General features: G+C 29.2%; 24 protein-coding genes and 2 pseudogenes. 25 read left to right on the forward strand and 1 reads right to left on the reverse strand.

The window, feature by feature from the left end; all coding sequences use genetic code 11:
* From A9G09_RS00015 to A9G09_RS13130, 21 genes and pseudogenes are all read left to right on the forward strand, one after another.
* Positions 1-885 (forward strand): SMI1/KNR4 family protein (locus A9G09_RS00015; RefSeq protein WP_065632877.1); only part of this gene is annotated, 885 nt, incomplete at its 5' end.
* A gap of 127 nt (positions 886-1,012) precedes the next feature.
* Positions 1,013-1,291 carry a hypothetical protein gene (locus tag A9G09_RS00020; protein WP_065632878.1) on the forward strand — a complete coding sequence of 93 codons (279 nt, stop codon included), beginning with the start codon at positions 1,013-1,015 and terminating at the stop codon, positions 1,289-1,291.
* A 140-nt stretch (positions 1,292-1,431) separates the two neighbouring features.
* Positions 1,432-2,004: a hypothetical protein gene (locus A9G09_RS00025; RefSeq protein ID WP_065632879.1), complete on the forward strand. Its 573-nt coding sequence runs from the start codon at positions 1,432-1,434 to the stop codon at positions 2,002-2,004.
* A 265-nt stretch (positions 2,005-2,269) separates the two neighbouring features.
* Positions 2,270-2,692: a hypothetical protein gene (locus A9G09_RS00030; protein ID WP_081297399.1), complete on the forward strand. Its 423-nt coding sequence runs from the start codon at positions 2,270-2,272 to the stop codon at positions 2,690-2,692.
* A 113-nt stretch (positions 2,693-2,805) separates the two neighbouring features.
* A complete protein-coding gene (locus tag A9G09_RS00035) occupies positions 2,806-3,132 on the forward strand; it encodes a hypothetical protein (protein WP_065632880.1) in 327 nt (108 codons plus the stop codon).
* A gap of 192 nt (positions 3,133-3,324) precedes the next feature.
* On the forward strand, positions 3,325-4,191 hold the full coding sequence (locus tag A9G09_RS00040; RefSeq protein WP_065632881.1) for a hypothetical protein: 867 nt from the start codon (positions 3,325-3,327) through the stop codon (positions 4,189-4,191).
* 304 nt (positions 4,192-4,495) lie between these two features.
* Positions 4,496-4,798, forward strand: coding sequence for a hypothetical protein (locus A9G09_RS00045; RefSeq protein ID WP_065632882.1), 303 nt, complete (start codon positions 4,496-4,498; stop codon positions 4,796-4,798).
* Positions 4,799-4,858: 60 nt separating this feature from the next.
* Positions 4,859-5,515, forward strand: coding sequence for an SMI1/KNR4 family protein (locus A9G09_RS00050; RefSeq protein WP_176700923.1), 657 nt, complete (start codon positions 4,859-4,861; stop codon positions 5,513-5,515).
* Positions 5,516-5,635: 120 nt separating this feature from the next.
* Positions 5,636-6,568, forward strand: coding sequence for a hypothetical protein (locus tag A9G09_RS12480; protein ID WP_081297400.1), 933 nt, complete (start codon positions 5,636-5,638; stop codon positions 6,566-6,568).
* Positions 6,569-6,921: 353 nt separating this feature from the next.
* Positions 6,922-7,287 carry a hypothetical protein gene (locus A9G09_RS00060; RefSeq protein ID WP_065632884.1) on the forward strand — a complete coding sequence of 122 codons (366 nt, stop codon included), beginning with the start codon at positions 6,922-6,924 and terminating at the stop codon, positions 7,285-7,287.
* The gene (locus A9G09_RS00065; RefSeq protein WP_065632885.1) at positions 7,280-7,729 is read left to right on the forward strand and encodes an SMI1/KNR4 family protein; all 450 of its coding nucleotides are present in this window, start codon (positions 7,280-7,282) and stop codon (positions 7,727-7,729) included. The genes A9G09_RS00060 and A9G09_RS00065 overlap by 8 nt, the downstream gene beginning before the upstream one ends.
* Positions 7,730-7,870: 141 nt before the next feature.
* Complete coding sequence (locus A9G09_RS00070; protein ID WP_065632886.1) at positions 7,871-8,149, forward strand: hypothetical protein; 279 nt, start codon at positions 7,871-7,873, stop codon at positions 8,147-8,149.
* 119 nt (positions 8,150-8,268) lie between these two features.
* Positions 8,269-9,120, forward strand: a complete 852-nt coding sequence (locus tag A9G09_RS12485) for an immunity 22 family protein (RefSeq protein WP_081297401.1) — start codon at positions 8,269-8,271, stop codon at positions 9,118-9,120.
* A complete protein-coding gene (locus A9G09_RS00080) occupies positions 9,121-9,327 on the forward strand; it encodes a hypothetical protein (protein ID WP_065632887.1) in 207 nt (68 codons plus the stop codon).
* A 188-nt stretch (positions 9,328-9,515) separates the two neighbouring features.
* Entirely contained in the window at positions 9,516-9,965 is a 450-nt protein-coding gene (locus A9G09_RS00085; protein WP_065632888.1) for a type IV secretion protein Rhs, read from the forward strand.
* A gap of 151 nt (positions 9,966-10,116) precedes the next feature.
* Positions 10,117-10,416, forward strand: a complete 300-nt coding sequence (locus A9G09_RS00090) for a hypothetical protein (protein ID WP_065632889.1) — start codon at positions 10,117-10,119, stop codon at positions 10,414-10,416.
* Positions 10,417-10,820: 404 nt separating this feature from the next.
* Positions 10,821-10,949, forward strand: a pseudogene (locus tag A9G09_RS13125) (RHS repeat-associated core domain-containing protein); the annotation flags it as partial.
* A 120-nt stretch (positions 10,950-11,069) separates the two neighbouring features.
* Entirely contained in the window at positions 11,070-11,393 is a 324-nt protein-coding gene (locus tag A9G09_RS13060; protein ID WP_065632899.1) for a hypothetical protein, read from the forward strand.
* A gap of 379 nt (positions 11,394-11,772) precedes the next feature.
* Positions 11,773-12,705 carry a hypothetical protein gene (locus A9G09_RS12955; protein ID WP_369126348.1) on the forward strand — a complete coding sequence of 311 codons (933 nt, stop codon included), beginning with the start codon at positions 11,773-11,775 and terminating at the stop codon, positions 12,703-12,705.
* Positions 12,706-12,810: 105 nt separating this feature from the next.
* Entirely contained in the window at positions 12,811-13,248 is a 438-nt protein-coding gene (locus A9G09_RS00105) for an SMI1/KNR4 family protein (RefSeq protein WP_081297402.1), read from the forward strand.
* 245 nt (positions 13,249-13,493) lie between these two features.
* Positions 13,494-13,571 (forward strand): annotated as a pseudogene (locus tag A9G09_RS13130) (hypothetical protein); the annotation flags it as partial.
* Positions 13,572-13,588: 17 nt separating this feature from the next.
* On the opposite strand, the gene A9G09_RS13065 reads toward A9G09_RS13130, so the two are convergent.
* The gene (locus tag A9G09_RS13065; protein ID WP_065632891.1) at positions 13,589-13,786 is read right to left on the reverse strand and encodes a hypothetical protein; all 198 of its coding nucleotides are present in this window, start codon (positions 13,784-13,786) and stop codon (positions 13,589-13,591) included.
* Between A9G09_RS13065 and A9G09_RS00115 the strand changes: the two genes are divergently transcribed.
* The 4 genes from A9G09_RS00115 to A9G09_RS00130 all read left to right on the forward strand — a co-directional run bounded on the left by A9G09_RS00115 (position 13,779) and on the right by A9G09_RS00130 (position 16,089).
* On the forward strand, positions 13,779-14,228 hold the full coding sequence (locus tag A9G09_RS00115) for an SMI1/KNR4 family protein (protein ID WP_065632892.1): 450 nt from the start codon (positions 13,779-13,781) through the stop codon (positions 14,226-14,228). The genes A9G09_RS13065 and A9G09_RS00115 overlap by 8 nt on opposite strands.
* A gap of 122 nt (positions 14,229-14,350) precedes the next feature.
* Complete coding sequence (locus tag A9G09_RS00120) at positions 14,351-14,689, forward strand: hypothetical protein (RefSeq protein WP_065632893.1); 339 nt, start codon at positions 14,351-14,353, stop codon at positions 14,687-14,689.
* A gap of 202 nt (positions 14,690-14,891) precedes the next feature.
* The gene (locus tag A9G09_RS00125) at positions 14,892-15,434 is read left to right on the forward strand and encodes a DUF1629 domain-containing protein (RefSeq protein WP_065632894.1); all 543 of its coding nucleotides are present in this window, start codon (positions 14,892-14,894) and stop codon (positions 15,432-15,434) included.
* Positions 15,435-15,504: 70 nt separating this feature from the next.
* Positions 15,505-16,089: a DUF1629 domain-containing protein gene (locus tag A9G09_RS00130; RefSeq protein ID WP_065632895.1), complete on the forward strand. Its 585-nt coding sequence runs from the start codon at positions 15,505-15,507 to the stop codon at positions 16,087-16,089.
* Positions 16,090-16,224 lie beyond the last annotated feature (135 nt).

Here is a 16,224-nt window from a genome sequence, read left to right on the forward strand (position 1 = left end):
TTATATAAAAGTGTGTATAAGGTAGGCGAGCCAGCTTATATTGTTGAAATTTCAAATTTTATTCCAATAAAATATAATCAAGCATTTAAAAATGATCCCAAATTTGTAATAGAGGGAATTGCATTACAACATTGGAATGAAGACAAATTACCTAAGTTTCTACTACCATTTGCTCGCAGTTACCAGAATGGATTTTTATGTATAAATATTGATACTGGTGCTATATATCAATACCTAAGATCAGTTTGGGATACAACGCTTAGTAAAGAACAAAATTTCGAAAAAAATAGTATTTATTTATCTGAATCTTTAGAACATTTCTTAGGTTGTCTGACCGCGGATGAAGAAGATAACGATTACGCTATCGAATATGAAGATATCAAACCCCGTAAAAGTAACCAATTTTATCATTCTGAAAAATCAATTGATACCAATGATATTGCTGAGATTGAAAGTATCTTAAAAATTAAAATCCCCGAACAATTAAAAGCGTTTTTATTAAAACAGAATGGTGGAATGCCCGAAAATAATACTTGGATCGATCCACAAGGCGAATATGATTATGTCATGATTCATGAATTAGTTCCGATAAAATATTATGCAACTTTAAATGATAATAAAGCCTATTTGATGGATCATATTGCCCAACAATTTTGGAATAGAGAATTATTGTCGAAACAATTATTGCCGTTTGCCAACGACGCAGGTGGTAACTACTTTTGTATTAATATTAACAATGAAAAAATTTACTATTGCACCTTTGATACATGGTCTGACAATCTATCGGTATTAGATAATCAAAGCAAAAGTACACTTTTCCTGTGTGAAAGCTTTAATGAATTTATGTCTAAATTAATTTGTGATGAGGATCTGGAAGATTTTTAAAAATATCTGATGACTAATAGTACTGCGCAAGATTAATACCGATAACGCATTTAACATAGAAATTGCTTTTGTAATATCGTACACGATAAAATAATACACAATATATTGTGTATTAAACGTATTGATTATGATTGATTTTTCTTATTTATCCGATTTCGATGGCATTAAATCATCGTTAATTTTACATGATAATATCATTAAAAAATTAGAAAACTCATTTTGCTATTTAAAAGAAAAAACTGGGATTTCTATTGACCCATATGGTAAAACCAGAATTTATCCCGATCATCAAAAAATACTTATTAGCTATTTAGCAAAGAGTAAAGACAGCGACATTATCAACTTTATTAATTTTCTTGTTAAAGCTAGCAATGAAAATGAAATTATCATCGCAGAGGGTGATTAAAAAAAACAGGTCGAGTATTATTCAATACTTGAATTGAAAACAAATATACCGTGTAAGTTATAAAAATAGTGGCTAAAGAATGATTGATAAACAGCCATTATTTGAAAATTATTAAATGGTTAAAGGTATTGGGATAAAAAATGTTAGAAATTAATGCATTCGAAAGATTATTAGACATATTAAAAAAACATGATGATGGTCAGTACTTAGCTAAAAGCCCAAAAGAGGTGAATTCATCCTATTTACATAACAATCAATGTTTAATCGAGTTTTACCGTCAATTTGAGCTACAACAGCTTGTTATAGAGACGGGCATGTCTTCTTTAGCATTTATTGACTATTTAAATTTAGAACAACGAAACAGCAATTACTCTTTTTCTAATTTAAAAAAGCAAGATTATATTGTTTTTTTAGAACAGAACGGAGGCGGCGAACCTATCTTATTCAACTTTCATAATGAGAACAATAGCCCCTCTATTTTTGCTGCATATGACGTTTTAGAACCGTTCAAAATCGCCGATAATTTTCTTCAATTTATACAAGCATTAACCGTAATTGTTGATATTGTCTATAACCAATATAATATTTATGAAATATATACAAATGATGATTGTGATGAAATAAAACCTGAATTTTTACCCAAAATAAAAATGGCGCTTTCTCCGATTTTAGGCGAAAACATTGATCGTTTTATGCAATATTTTTATGGTTAATAAGTTTGCCTAAAATGCAATTATTAGTTAGCTAAAAATTAATAATTTTTCAAATAGAGTGATGACTAGTCCATTCATAATAAGAGCAAAAATACAATATTCTGTTTTTAAAAATAGGGAAAAACGTTAAGTGAAGTCTATTATTATCAACCCAAGCCACCATCTTTATTAAACTTAAGAATTTAAGTGGAAGAAGAAATTCAAGAGACTACAGGGATATTCAATAAAATGTACATAAATATAATGCCAAGATAGGTTGTCAATAATGAATAAAGAATGGAGCCCAATGTTTCAAATTGAGATAATGGATATTATTAATAGTTTACAACTTAACAAGTTACATGTTGGATCACCGGATTCTCTTATTGATGAAACATTGGGTGAACCAGAACTACCAAAAGCAAAACTAAATAAAAAATATAAAATATACAACTATTTGTATGGTAATGTCAGCGTTTTATCTGAAAATAACATTGTAATAAATATAAGTATTGATATGCATGGTATTAGAAAAAAGATGGTGACGCTAGGTAGCGTAAATGACTGGACACTAGATAAATGGCTCGAACTATCTAAATTAAAAAAATGGAATATAAATAAATTTTGCGATGTTATTAATCTTGAAGGAAAAGGCTTGATTATTTCTTTATCATTGGAAGGCAAATTAACGATGCTCACACTTAATTAAACAGTTTAAAAATAGATTATAAAGATCACAAAAATAGCATAAAATATATACCATGCCGATGGTTTGGTGGCAGCAAAAAATAACGTATCGTTAATAATGATTGGAGATAATAAATGAAAACTATTATGGGTATTGATGGATTATTAGTTCTTTATAAAGAGCGTCCAGAATTATTTGGTTTTTTATATACAAGTACTAAAAAAAGCTATGAAAAACAAAATATAAGAAATGGAACTTTTTATCTTCCTGAAAACGATGAAGAAGAAGAGGAACTGAGTGAGTTATGTGATGAATATCCTGATAAGTATCAAGATTGGATAGAATATCAAACTTTTTTAGATATTATTGAGTATAAATTAGACCATCATCCTAATGCTACAAAAGAGGATATATTAGATGCTCTTGTTTATTATCTTGAAAATGATGCTTTTTTAGATTAATAAAATGAAGGATGTCGTTGGACTTACCATTTTAAATACGTAACATTATTTACAATATTAAAGATTTTATTACTGAATTTATTCATTTAATAAGCTATCTTTTATTCATATGTTGACTTCAAGCATAAATAAATAGTTGTTACAAAGTGGTTTATTTATCAATATTATTTTGTTTATGAAAAAGCAAATCATATGGAAAAGTTTTTAACATTACTGAATAAGAAAAAAATAGAATTTGTTTTACAAGACAATCAAATAACTGTATTTCAAGATTTAAATTTAAGAAATAGTGGAATTTCAGTTTTACCAGACTATTTAACAGTGCATGGCAATCTAATTTTAACTTATACAAGAATTAGAGCATTACCAAAAAACTTTTTAGTTACTGGCGATTTAGATTTAAGTAATACAGAAATCAAAATATTACCAGAAGAACTACACGTAAAGGGTTGTGTTTATTTAACCAATACCGAACTCAGTGCATTACCCTCAAAATTTTTTACTGATGGAAGCCTAAATCTAGCAAATACAGAATTAACTACTTTACCAAAAAATTTAAATGTAAAAGGTGATTTAAATTTAACAATGACAAAAATCAAAGTATTGCCTGAAAAATTTTTTGTTGGAGGTAGTTTATATTTAGGTTTTACTGAATTAAAAACATTACCTGAGAACCTTTCTATTAAAGGCAATTTGGATTTGAAATTTTCAAATATCGAGACTTTACCTGAAAATCTATCCGTTGAGGGTAATTTAAATATTGAATCCACTAAAATTCGTGTATTACCTAAAAGTTTATATGTTAAATCAGGCATATATTTGGATGTAAATGAAATACAGAATGTTGTTTATTTTCAAATACCTGAAGATAACCCCCAATTATTTTTTGTTTGTTGGGTTAACGGCGGAATTTCAATTCAAACTAAGAATTTTTGGGGTACAATGGCTCAGTTTGAACAAATGTTAGATAAAAATTATTCTGAAAAGAAAGCTGTAAAATATAAAGAAATTGCAAACAAATGCATGAAAGAATTAATGAATAAGTTAAACAATATATAGTTTTTATTAAATCAGTCTTATTATAGAAATAAATACTAAAAAAAATTTCACAGCTATAGTAACCGTGCCGTCGACTTTAACCTTAAACAGCTAGACCCATTTGGGTTACTAACTGGGTTTAACCTCAATTAGTATCATCTTAACTTCATGATATGGATTGAACCATCTGTATTAAATGTAAAATAATTTTCATGTTCTAGGAGTATAAAATCTTTATAAGAACACCCCCAAACTGTAAAATCAAAAAAAGTTAATAATTTATTACTAAAAGCATGATAAATATTAAACGTAAGGATAGATAGTGATGAGTAACGTTTCAGTTGAAAAAATCATTGCGGCTATAGAGCAGGGTAAGGTTAGAGGTTTTGATGAAATAAAAGAGATAGACGGTGAGCGATTTTTTTTTCAATATGCACTTAAAAAGGAAAATGGTTTATATAATGCCTATATTTTTCATATCATGGAAAAGAAAATGGAAATTATAGAAGATTATGGGGTAGAAGACATTAAGCAATTTACAAATATATCAGATGCACTAAATTATTTTAAATCATTGGATATAAATGTACAAAAATTTTCCGGTATAAAGGGTGTTTTACCAATTTGAATGATATCGAAATTAATATCTGATCTGTTTTTATTTATGGATGATATTTTTGGAGTTAAAATGTTTACATCAAAATACAGTGTTCCAAAAGATATTGATAAACGTATTACAAAGTTAAATTTAAATACAAAAATAAATCATGCCGATATCGAATTTCTAAAACAATATAATGTGATTATTTTAGATGATGAAGCTGAAATAGACTATTGTATCGATTGCGATGGCGAAGCGTTACCCTTAGAGGTTATTTTTGGTTTTTCAAAAGAAGATACAGAAGATTTACTGGCAATCAATGACAGCTATTTAGATCGCATTCCAGAAAATTATTTAGCGATAGCTAGCCTTAATTATGGTGACCTACTTTGTTTAAGCCCGAAGGGTAAAATTTATCACTGGGGTCACGAAGTTAATGATCTATATTTTGATATGAAAGGGGGATATTTAGAACAAGATACAAACTTAAAATTGGTCGCCAACGACATTGATGCCTTATTAGCGATGATAACAAGAATAGAAGTCGAAGATGACTATGATCCAGATGAAGATGATTACAATAACCCGAATATTCCTTTTTCAGATGATAGCTTAGATTCTTTCATAAAATATCCTAAATCAATTTCAATAACGCCTGAAAACAAACGTGCTATTTATTTAAAAAAATGGAACTTTCTGAAAAAGGGCGTGAAGTTCTCGCTAAATTACGAGAGCAGGGTTTAATAAACTAAAAGATAAATTAAATCAAACAGAAGTAACTATTATGTCATCTAAAGGTAAAAAAGGAATTATCGAAATTGCTACACACAGTGGTAAAAGCGTTAGGTTTGGAGGCTATATACGATGTCTAAAGAATTGAGAACCCAATTTGAAAAAGAATTACAAATTTTTTTAAAAGATAAATTAAAATCATATCCTTATATTAAAGTTAATAGGAATAAAATTATTTTAGACAATAAAAAAGGAGCTAAGGCAAATATATTTCTTGAATTTTTTAACAAAGGTTATGAATATGTATTCTATATGGATGTATATTCATCTGAAATTAAAGATTTTATTGATAGCATTCAACCTCCTTACTCTTCAAATTTCGATAATAAGGATATAGTTTATAATTCATATTATTTAAGTGAAAAAAAATCTGATCCAATTCTATTACCCATAACTGAGAAAGGAAAAGAATATACTTTTGATAGAATACTTAATATATTAAATACCATCTATCTTGAAAGAGCCTATAATCTTATCGAAGTAAATAAAAATTTGATTAATGATATTATTTATAAGCCAAAAGCATACGCTTATCCATTTTTAATTAGTCTATATGCTATACAAAAGAATAAAATATCCTACCAAGATATTGATTTAGAATATTTATTGAGTGAGGAAATGCTAGGATATATCAATGATAAGGATTTAAAAATTGCATTTAATAAAGAAATAATTGATTATCCTTTATATAATATTCCTATGTTGCTTACTAAAAATAAAAGCAAAAAATGGCAAGATGATGTCATTGAAACTGCCACCGCTTTATTCGGTTTTTTAAAAAAACAAAAATTATTAATCGATGTTGAGCCCTTTGATGAGCAAGGAAAATTAAAAATCGATACCGTTATTAAAAGGGAAAATGTAACGCCAGAAGGTCTGGCATTATTTAATACAGCTGTAGAGGGATGGCTTAAATATTTAAGTAGAAGTCAAGCTGCTAACAAATATGAAAATCTTAGTCGTCTTGAAAATGGCTTAGCTCAAATCAGAGAAAGTAAAAAATAATTAACTTTAAATAGGGTATTTTTATAGTCGGTATTGGATTGAGTTCGAACGGCTCATTTAGCATGCTTATTACATCAGTTTTCTGCCAGATCGGATTAGGCTTTTGGGTGGTGTTAACTTGTATCAGTATGTGCCTAAAGCAAGTATAAAAAATTTTATAAAAAGATATAATGAAAAACAGCATCAGGAAATCATTTTGAAAGTGCAAGAGTGTTATTAGTGAGAAATATTTGAACGTTAACAAGCACCCCTCCTAAAATCACCAATAATCCCCTTAAAGAATTAATAGCTAAAAATAAAAAATGTATCCTGAATTAAACAAGTTAAAACATAATAGTAAAAAAGGATGTTAAATGAAAATTTTAAAAAATGATGAATTAGTAGTTAAGTCACTTTTATCTGAATTACTTGATGAAGGGCTTCAATATTATAAAGTAAACTTAAGTGACTCAAGTCAACCAATAAATGAAGCAGATCCTTTTTCAAGATTAAGAAGTATAGTCGTCGGATTATCAAACAACGACCAAGAAAAGATTTTTAATTTTTTACGCATAGTAATGGTAGACACAATGTCAACAATTTTTGGAACAATAGATGGTTCACATTTTCCTCCTAATATTAATGGTGATTTTGTCTTAACCTATAATGGCGAAGAAATACAAGGTACGTTGCAAGATGAATTAATTGAAAAAGCAGAAGAATTAGGTATATATGAGTAAGATTAAAAGCCTTATTGAGAAATTGCATAATGAAGCTGAAGATGAAGTATATTGGCTAGGTTCTTGTGATGAATCTCAAATTAAAATACTTGAAAATAAATTAAAATTGTCATTACCAGCCGAGTTGAAAGAATTTATTTTATTAGTTGGTGGCGGCGGTATTGTAGAAGAAGAGATATCAGGCATAGTGAATAATGATGCATTAACAGAGTCTGAAGGTAGTATTTATTATGATACCTGTCAATGTCGAAATGAATACTCGTTACCTATGAATCTAGCGGTTATCTATTTTAAGGATGACGAAGTATGTTGGTGTGTTGATTGTAGAAAAGATACTTTTGGACAAATTATTAATTATGATCTTTTTTCAAAAAAAATATTAAATGTTCTTGCTCCATCGTTTAAATCTTTTTTTGAAGAATATGTAAATCTACGGACGTAAATATTGAATGAAAATTTTTATAACTGACTAAAAATGATTCAGGAAATTCGTACCAATAGAAGCATGCCAGTTGATATTAGTGGTTATGACTGGTGTATTCAAAATAGAGAGTAAATCAAATAGACTAAATGGAAAAAAGTAATGACATCATTTATATGGGTTTTTCATGGACATGAAGCTGATTTTTGCTCAGGTGTGTATAGCGAGTTAGAACAGGCAGAAAACTTTATTAAAAAAAATCTTTTAAGTGGCGTTTTAACAAAAATGCCTCTAAATAAAAGTGTATATGAATGGACGACAGAAAACGGTTTTTTTGAACCCAAAACGGATTATCAGCATAGCAGTAAATTTATCCAAAAATTTACCAGTGCTTATTTGGAACACCATCATTATCAAGACGGTGAGAGAATTCCATATTAAATTAATGGGTAGATTAAATAAAGCTACTTCAAAATCGCAAGCAATAAATATAATAGACAGTATGCATGATACACATATGAAAACTAAACCCAATTGTCTATGAATAAGGAATATTAGTGATGAGTCATTTAAATTCGGATAAAGTTACTATTCACCTATGGATAGGTAATAATTTTTCTTCAGATGAAGAATACAAAAATTATTTTCGCCAGTTTGAAGGAATACAAAAAGATCCTTTAAATCCTAAACCAAGATGCCTGTTTTGTGCAGACACTGGAAATATTGCATACATGACAGAAAATCTAATCATTTTAGAAAAATTTTCTTCCCCTGAAAATATGGATTTTGTTATTAATAAAGTGGAAGTAAATGAAAATGAAAAGAAAAAAATAATACAAAAATGCAATGAATTAGGCATTAAATCGGCAAATGCAGTATTTTGGTATGTTAATAACGATCCAATATTGGAATTAGAGGTAAAAGAACCTTATAGAGAAAATTACAATGGATTAAAATACATAGGTGAATTTGAAGCTGACTCTAAATATCCTATCATTGAACAAAACGATCTAACAAAAAATTGGCATCTATGGATAGGCACGAATACTATGCCAACTAGAGAATATAATAAATATTTTAAATTGGACTATAAGTATGATATTGATAGTCCTAAATATATAGTTTGTGATTTTTGTAAAGATACGGGTAATGATTGGTATGATGAAGACTTTATCGGTTATCCTAAACCGTTAAAAAAAAGCGTCAAAATTGATAAACTGATTGATGAATTTGTTACATCAGATTTAGATTGCATACAACAAATTGAAACAAAATGCCATCAATTAGGTATAGAACAAGCTAATGCTGTAGTTTGGTATATAGCAGATGATGAATTAAGTGAATTCAATATCCAAAAACCTCTTAAAGAAAATTATAATGGACTAAAGTATATTGGGATTTTTAGATTTTAATTGGTTAATACTAAAACTATGTCATCAGCGGCAGAATCGAAAACTGCCGCAACTGACCTACTGGATAAAAGCGCAACGAAGACAGCAGTACCCGAAAACCAAAACGTGGTAGGCTTTAACCAACAACTTGATTTACACTGCCTCCAATACACCTACGACAGCAAACAAACTGCCAGTGGTACCCGTAGTATAGCTATGAAAAGTTAATATAGGAAAATTTGGCTCAACTAAACAAAAGCCTATAGGAATGACAACTGTAGATGGAAAAAATGGATCTCATATAATGTGTTTAGTGAAAAAGATAAAGGTGAACACTTTTTATTTGATGCTACTGAATCCGCAGTAACCAAACTTCAAAATTTATTTGTGCATCCATCTCAATCACGGAAAAATTTATGACACTTGATGATGAAATCAAAATACAACTCACTCAATTATTCGATCAACCAAAACTGATAGATAATTGGGGAGACATTGCAGATAAATTATCAGATTCTTTTGATTGGAAAGGAACAAAGATTGATTGGACAAAAACTATTAACTATAAAAGCAGTCAACTTTTTGGAAACTATTCTAACTGGTTATTCCTGATAAAAAATTTTTTATATAACAATGATATATTTGTTGAAATAAAAAAAAGTAGCGTAATTTATTATATAAATGATTCGTCTTTAAATTTTGCAGTGCAGTTAACAAATCAGCAATTTGAGAGGTTTCTTGCATTTGCTATTGAAAATATTCCTCAACATCATTATTTTTTTGATTCATCCAATAAGTGGTGTCTTGTTATAAGTTCGGAAGGGTATATTGATTTTGGACTATCCCAGAAAAATTTATCATTATAAAAAATAGACTATATTTTAATACTCACCTTGATGGTATAAGTCCGGCGAGATATGCTGAAGTTATGGATTTAAATAAATACGCTAAGATAACATAGATTAAAGTAATCAAAGTTAGAAAACTATGCTAGAGCAGTGTAGGAGATAATTTTTTATGAATCGTGTAAAGATTGTATGGCTTCCAGAGTCTAAAGGAGGCAGAAAAACAATTCCACCTGCGGGAAAATACTATGCCGTATCTCGTTTTAAAGAGGATAAAGAATGGCCGAATAATGCATGGAGCGTAGTATTTGAGATAGATGAGTGCGAAATTAAAAATAATGAGATATGCTCTTTAGGAGCGGTAAGATTTTTAATGGACACAGCACCAGAAAGCCGCTTGGAATCACAAAATAAATTCGAAATTTATGAGGGTCCCCAAAAAGTTGCATATGTGTATTTAATACACAATTAGTTTCAATTTATATAAATATAAGCTATAAAATTAAACTTTTTATTAGTCTAGAATTGTAAAAGAGATTTGTTAATTTTAATTTAACTTTAAATTTTGTTTCTATGACCTCACCGGCAGAATCGAAAATTGCCGCAATCACGCCGACAGGGAAACCCTGCAATACAATGCCGTAACCAACCTACTGGATAAAAGACACAAAGAGGACTGTAGTATCCAAAATCAAAACTTGTTACGCTTTAAGCATTTACTTAACTTCAACGGATTTCAATACACCTACGACGAACAAGGGCGCACACAAAGTAAACAGACTGCCAGCGGTACCCAGAACTATCGCTATGAGCCGAACACGCCTAACAAAAATACAACAGAACTTAAGCTCTCAAGGACAATATTTAGACAAATAAATTAGCTTACATTACAATACATTAAGGTACAGCGACCCAGATATAGGTAGATTTACAAAGCCGGTCTCGATTGGGCTATTGGATGGGTATAATCTGTATCAGTATGCACCTAATGGGGTGATGTGGATCGAGCAGTGGGGGTACAGGGTTCACAAAAATTTATCAGGTGTAATAGTTTATATCCAAATCAGAAATTTGGCTTTAAAAGGCTTAGTGGTAAATGTTAATGATGTTTTAAGTGAGAAAAATATGGAACTAATGACGATTCGTGAAATTCTTTCTAATCCAGATAAAATCCCTCAAACTTGGTTGTATCTTCCTCCAGATAAAACTACTTGGAATCTTGATACACAAGGTGTATTTTCTTTGGATAGTTGGGATTTTCCTCCTGACTCAGATGAATATCTTCCAAAACAAGCTAAAAATGACAAATGGATAGAGACCTTAGACGGATCGAGTATTGAAGATGTAGTTAGTTATGCTCAAGGGCAATCAGACAATGTTACACTAGACGATTTATTCAGATCTTTCATTTTTTATTATGAAAATGATGCATTTTTAGACCTTGATTAAAAATTGGAAATTTTTAGTCATAGTGAAATCTAATTGCAATAGCTTTTAATTCATAACTCTGAATGTAATCATGTAGTTTATTGAAAGTGGTAGGGATATATTACACCAATAGAACATCCAATACACCTATGTAACAAACAGCTATCCCCCACAGCAAACAGACTGCCAGCGGTACTTAGTACTATCGCTATGATGCCGAGCACCACCTAACCAAAATACAACAGAACCTAAGCTCTCAAGGACAATATTTAGACAAATAAATTTGCTTACATTACAATACTTTAGATACTACGATCCTGGTATAGGCAGATTTACACAACCGGACTCGATTGGGTTGTTGGCTGGGTTTAATTTGTATCAGTATGCACCTAATGGGGTGATGTGGATTGATACAGTCGGTTTAAAATGTATCCTAAAAAATTTATTGAATTATTTAACTCCCTCCCTTTGGAATATGCTGGAAAAAAATAAAATGTATGAATTGAATAAAATTCAAAATGCTATTAAAGAATGTATTAAATTGCAAGATAGTATGCTTGATAACATTTTTTTATTAGTAAATTCCCCTAAATCTGTAGAATTAATTAGAAAAGATTTAACAGGAGTAGTAAACCCTTTATTATTACATGTAATTAAGCAACTACCAGAAGAAATGAAGGTTAACTTATTGCCAAATATCATAGAAGTAATGAAAAATTTAGATGGAAATACCAAATTATGTCAAGATATTATCCTATCTATAGATAAAAATTGGTTAAAAAAAAATATTTGGTTATACACTAAAGATGCAATTGATGATCAAGATTATCAAAATATTGGAATATTTATCTATTTGTTTAAATCTATCAGTGAAGAATTATCTAATAAACTTGCTCTTTTGGCATTAAAGAGTAATGTTGAAGATGTTCGTGAAATAGGCGAAATGTATTTTGATAAAATGGCTGTGTATTGTGAAGATGATGGTATAGCTGTAGATATAATTTTAAGTTGTTTTGGATCACAAAAAATTTCAGTTGTTTATTTAGAGTCTGAAGAATGTGATGAAAAAATGAAAACAGATATAAATTTTATTATATCTCACCAAATTGAGCTTCTTCATTTAATTGAGCAGGCAACAGCTTCATACATTGATAAAGTTTACAAAAAAAAATTAGATAAACTGACATTAATAAAAATTTATTTATTTCCCGATGTTGAATATCAATATGGTTTTTTATTTGATTGGTTAGGAGATATAGAGCATGGAATAGGGGTTAAAATTAAAAATTTAAAAGTAGAAGATATAGGTGGAGCTGAAATAGCATTTCTCTAAAAATATAATATTTATTTGTATAATCAAACTAAGCTGATACTAGAACGACAACTCCGACCGACTGGTCAGCAAAAAACAAAGCTTTAGCCTGGTTAGAAAAATGATATAACTGAAATTGAAAATAGTTTAAAAATAAAAATTCCAGAACAATTAAAAGAATTTTTATTAAAACATAATGGTGATATGCCTGAAAATAATACATGGTTCGATCCACAAGGCGAATATGAATATGTCACAATCCATGAGTTGACTCCAATTAAATACTATAAAAAATTTAATAATAATAAAAACTATTTAATGGACACAATAGCTAAAGATTTATGGGATAGAAATTTATTAGCCAAAAATTTACTACCCTTTGCTAGAGATGCTGGTGGTAATTATTTTTGTATTAAGATCAACAATGGAAAAATTTACTATTGCACATTTGATACATGGTCTGACAATCTATCTGTATCTGATAATCAAAGTAAAAGTACACTTTTCCTATGTAATAGCTTTAATGAATTTATGTCTAAATTAGTTTGTGAAGATGACTTATGAATTTTTTAATATAATTGTATTACCTTTTGTTTCATCTAATAGTTAACTTATATCCATAACAAAGCTTATATACAATACGAAGTTTTACATAGTCAACTACAATAATTCAGCTATACTCGCAATAGCCAACCGCAAAGCAAACAGACTGCCAGCGGTACCTATTACTATCGCTATTATGCCGAACACCACCTAACAAAAATACAACAGAACCTAAGCTCTTAAGGACAATATTTAGAGAAATAAATTTGCTTACATTACAATACATTAGATACTACGATCCTGGTATAGGCAGATTTACACAACCGGACTCGATTGGGCTCTTGGCTGGGTTTAACTTGTATCAGTATGCGCCTAATGGATTGACTTGGATTGATCCATTAGGCTTTTGTTGTGGCCTAATGGTAAAGAAAATTAAGGATTTATTGGCATCACCATCAGGACTCTGGATATATGCAGCTGACTCCACCGATTTACGTAATACAATACGATATTCAGATGGAATTTTAATAAGTAAAAGGTAATTTATAGTTATGATCATTTGTTCTAGAAAACCGGCAGCATTACAAGATATCTCTGATTTTGTGAAAAAAATACAAAGTATTTTACCAAACGATTATAAAGATTTTTTGATAAAGTTTAATGGAGGAAGACCTTTCCCGGCTTCTTTTAAATTTTTTTCAGATAGAACTGACGCATCTTCTGTTGACCAATTTCTTAGCTTAGGAAAAGAAAAAAATAGCAACCTTGAAAAGTATTATTTTAATTATAAAAATAGGATTCCATCAGGTTTTATTCCCATTGCCCATGATGCAGGGGGTAACCTTGTTATTATGAAACTAAAAAATGAAGACAACCAGATTTATTTTTGGGATCATGAGTTTGAAGCTGATGAGGAAGAAAATCCTAATATGGAAAATGTCTATTTAGTTTGTAAATCATTTTCTGATTTTATAAACAACCTTTATGAAGAAGAAATTTAGATAATCCTAAAGGAAATGGCGAACGTGATCTCTGGCGAGTCAGCAAAGAAGACCGACTTGTAAGATTAAATGTATTAACAGGTAAAAAATTATATTAAATTTTATTATGGAGTACTTATACTGTGCTGATTAAAGGTAACCTTTATCCAATAAACGATATTATTTCTTATATAAAAAAAACAACAGAAAGAAATGATAATTTTTGTATTTATGGCGAATTTGATGAAGATTTAAAGAGTAACAAAAGTTATTATATTGGTGACTATCCAAATGTGGATGATGATGGAAAAGAAATCTATCCATCTTTTGTTTTAAAAAAGAAACTATACTTTCTTTATTCAGGAGAGCAATTTGCTGATGTAATCGATTCAGTGATGGAACAGAAACCTTCAGCTACAACAAAAGACTTTATAAAAGCCTTAAATTATTATTCTGAATATGATGATTTTTTAGATTTCTAAATATACCCGTTCATATTATCAATACTCATTGGATATGAAAACTTAAATGAATGAAATTCATAACAAGGATCAAAAGGAAAATTGGACACAAAAGCAATTTAAAGAAGCTTTAAATAAACGTATAAAAACAAAAAGAATTGAACCACGTAGTGGAAAACTATTTTAAATAAAAATTCAAGTAAGCATTTTAAAGGATGTTGTTATGATTTATGAACTTATGATATCTTCTTGTTATCCTGATCGTTATTGGTTCCAATATGTCTCAACAGGAGATGATTATTACGAACTTTTACAATGCAAAAAGATTCAATCGAATAACCCAATAGTTTTTAAATTAGAAAAAAAAGTAAGTGAAAAACGTTTATTCTCTTATGATATTTATTTCAGTAGTGGTCCTGTTTTTATCTCGCCTAGACTTGCCAATTTACTTTCAAGCAATCAAGATTTTTTACATGATGTCCAGCTAATAGATGCAACTATAACTGTTAATGGTTGCAGTTATTCTGGTTATAAAGTATTAAATATTCTTCGTTTAATATCCTGTATTGATATGAATAAATCTGAATATATACCAATATTAGAGAGTTATCCTGATGGACCAATGAAATTTTTTGAAATGGTCTTTAAAGAAGATATAAATGAGCAATTTTGTATGGCAAGGAGTGAAGAATCTATAGGGTTAATTGTGATTTCAGAGTCGTTACGACAGTTTTTTATAAAAAATAAAGTAAAAGGAATAGATTGATCCACATCATGTAATCAATCTATCTATGGATAATAGTGAAGCTTAAGTAAACCTTTTAAAGGATGTTGATATGATTTATGAACTTATGATAAATAATTATCCTGATAGTTATTGGTTCCAATATGATTCAACTATAGTTGATCTATACGAATTTTTACAATGCAAAAAGATTCAATCAAATAAACCAGTAGTTTTTAAATTAGAAAAAAAAGTCAGTGAAAAGCGTTTACTCTCTTATGATATTTATTTCAGTGATGGTCCTGAATTTATCTCGCCTAGACTTGCCAATTTACTTTCAAACAATCAAGATTTTTTACATGATGTCCAGCTAATAGATGCAACTATAACTGTTAATGGTTGCAGCTATTCTGGTTATAAGGCATTAAATTTTCTTCGTTTAATATCCTGTATTGATATGAATAAATCTGAATATGTACCAATATTAGATGATTATCCTGATGGACCCAAAAATTTTTATAAAATGGTCTTAAAAGAAAATATAAATGAGCAATTTTGTATGGCAAGGAGTGAAGAATCTATAGGGTTAATTGTGATTTCAGAGTCGTTACGACAGTTTTTTATAAAAAATAAAGTAAAAGGAATAGATTTATCCACATCATGTAATCAACCTATCTATGGATATAGTGAAGTTTAAGTAAACCTTTTAAAGGATGTTGTTATGATTTATAGATTTATGATAGCTAATTATGCTAATCGTTATTGGTTCCAATATGACTCAACTGTCGTTGATCTTTACGAACTTTTACAACTTAAAGAGATTCAAATAAAT

The organism is Gilliamella sp. wkB292, from assembly GCF_001690235.1.
Taxonomy (GTDB): domain Bacteria; phylum Pseudomonadota; class Gammaproteobacteria; order Enterobacterales; family Orbaceae; genus Gilliamella; species Gilliamella apicola_F.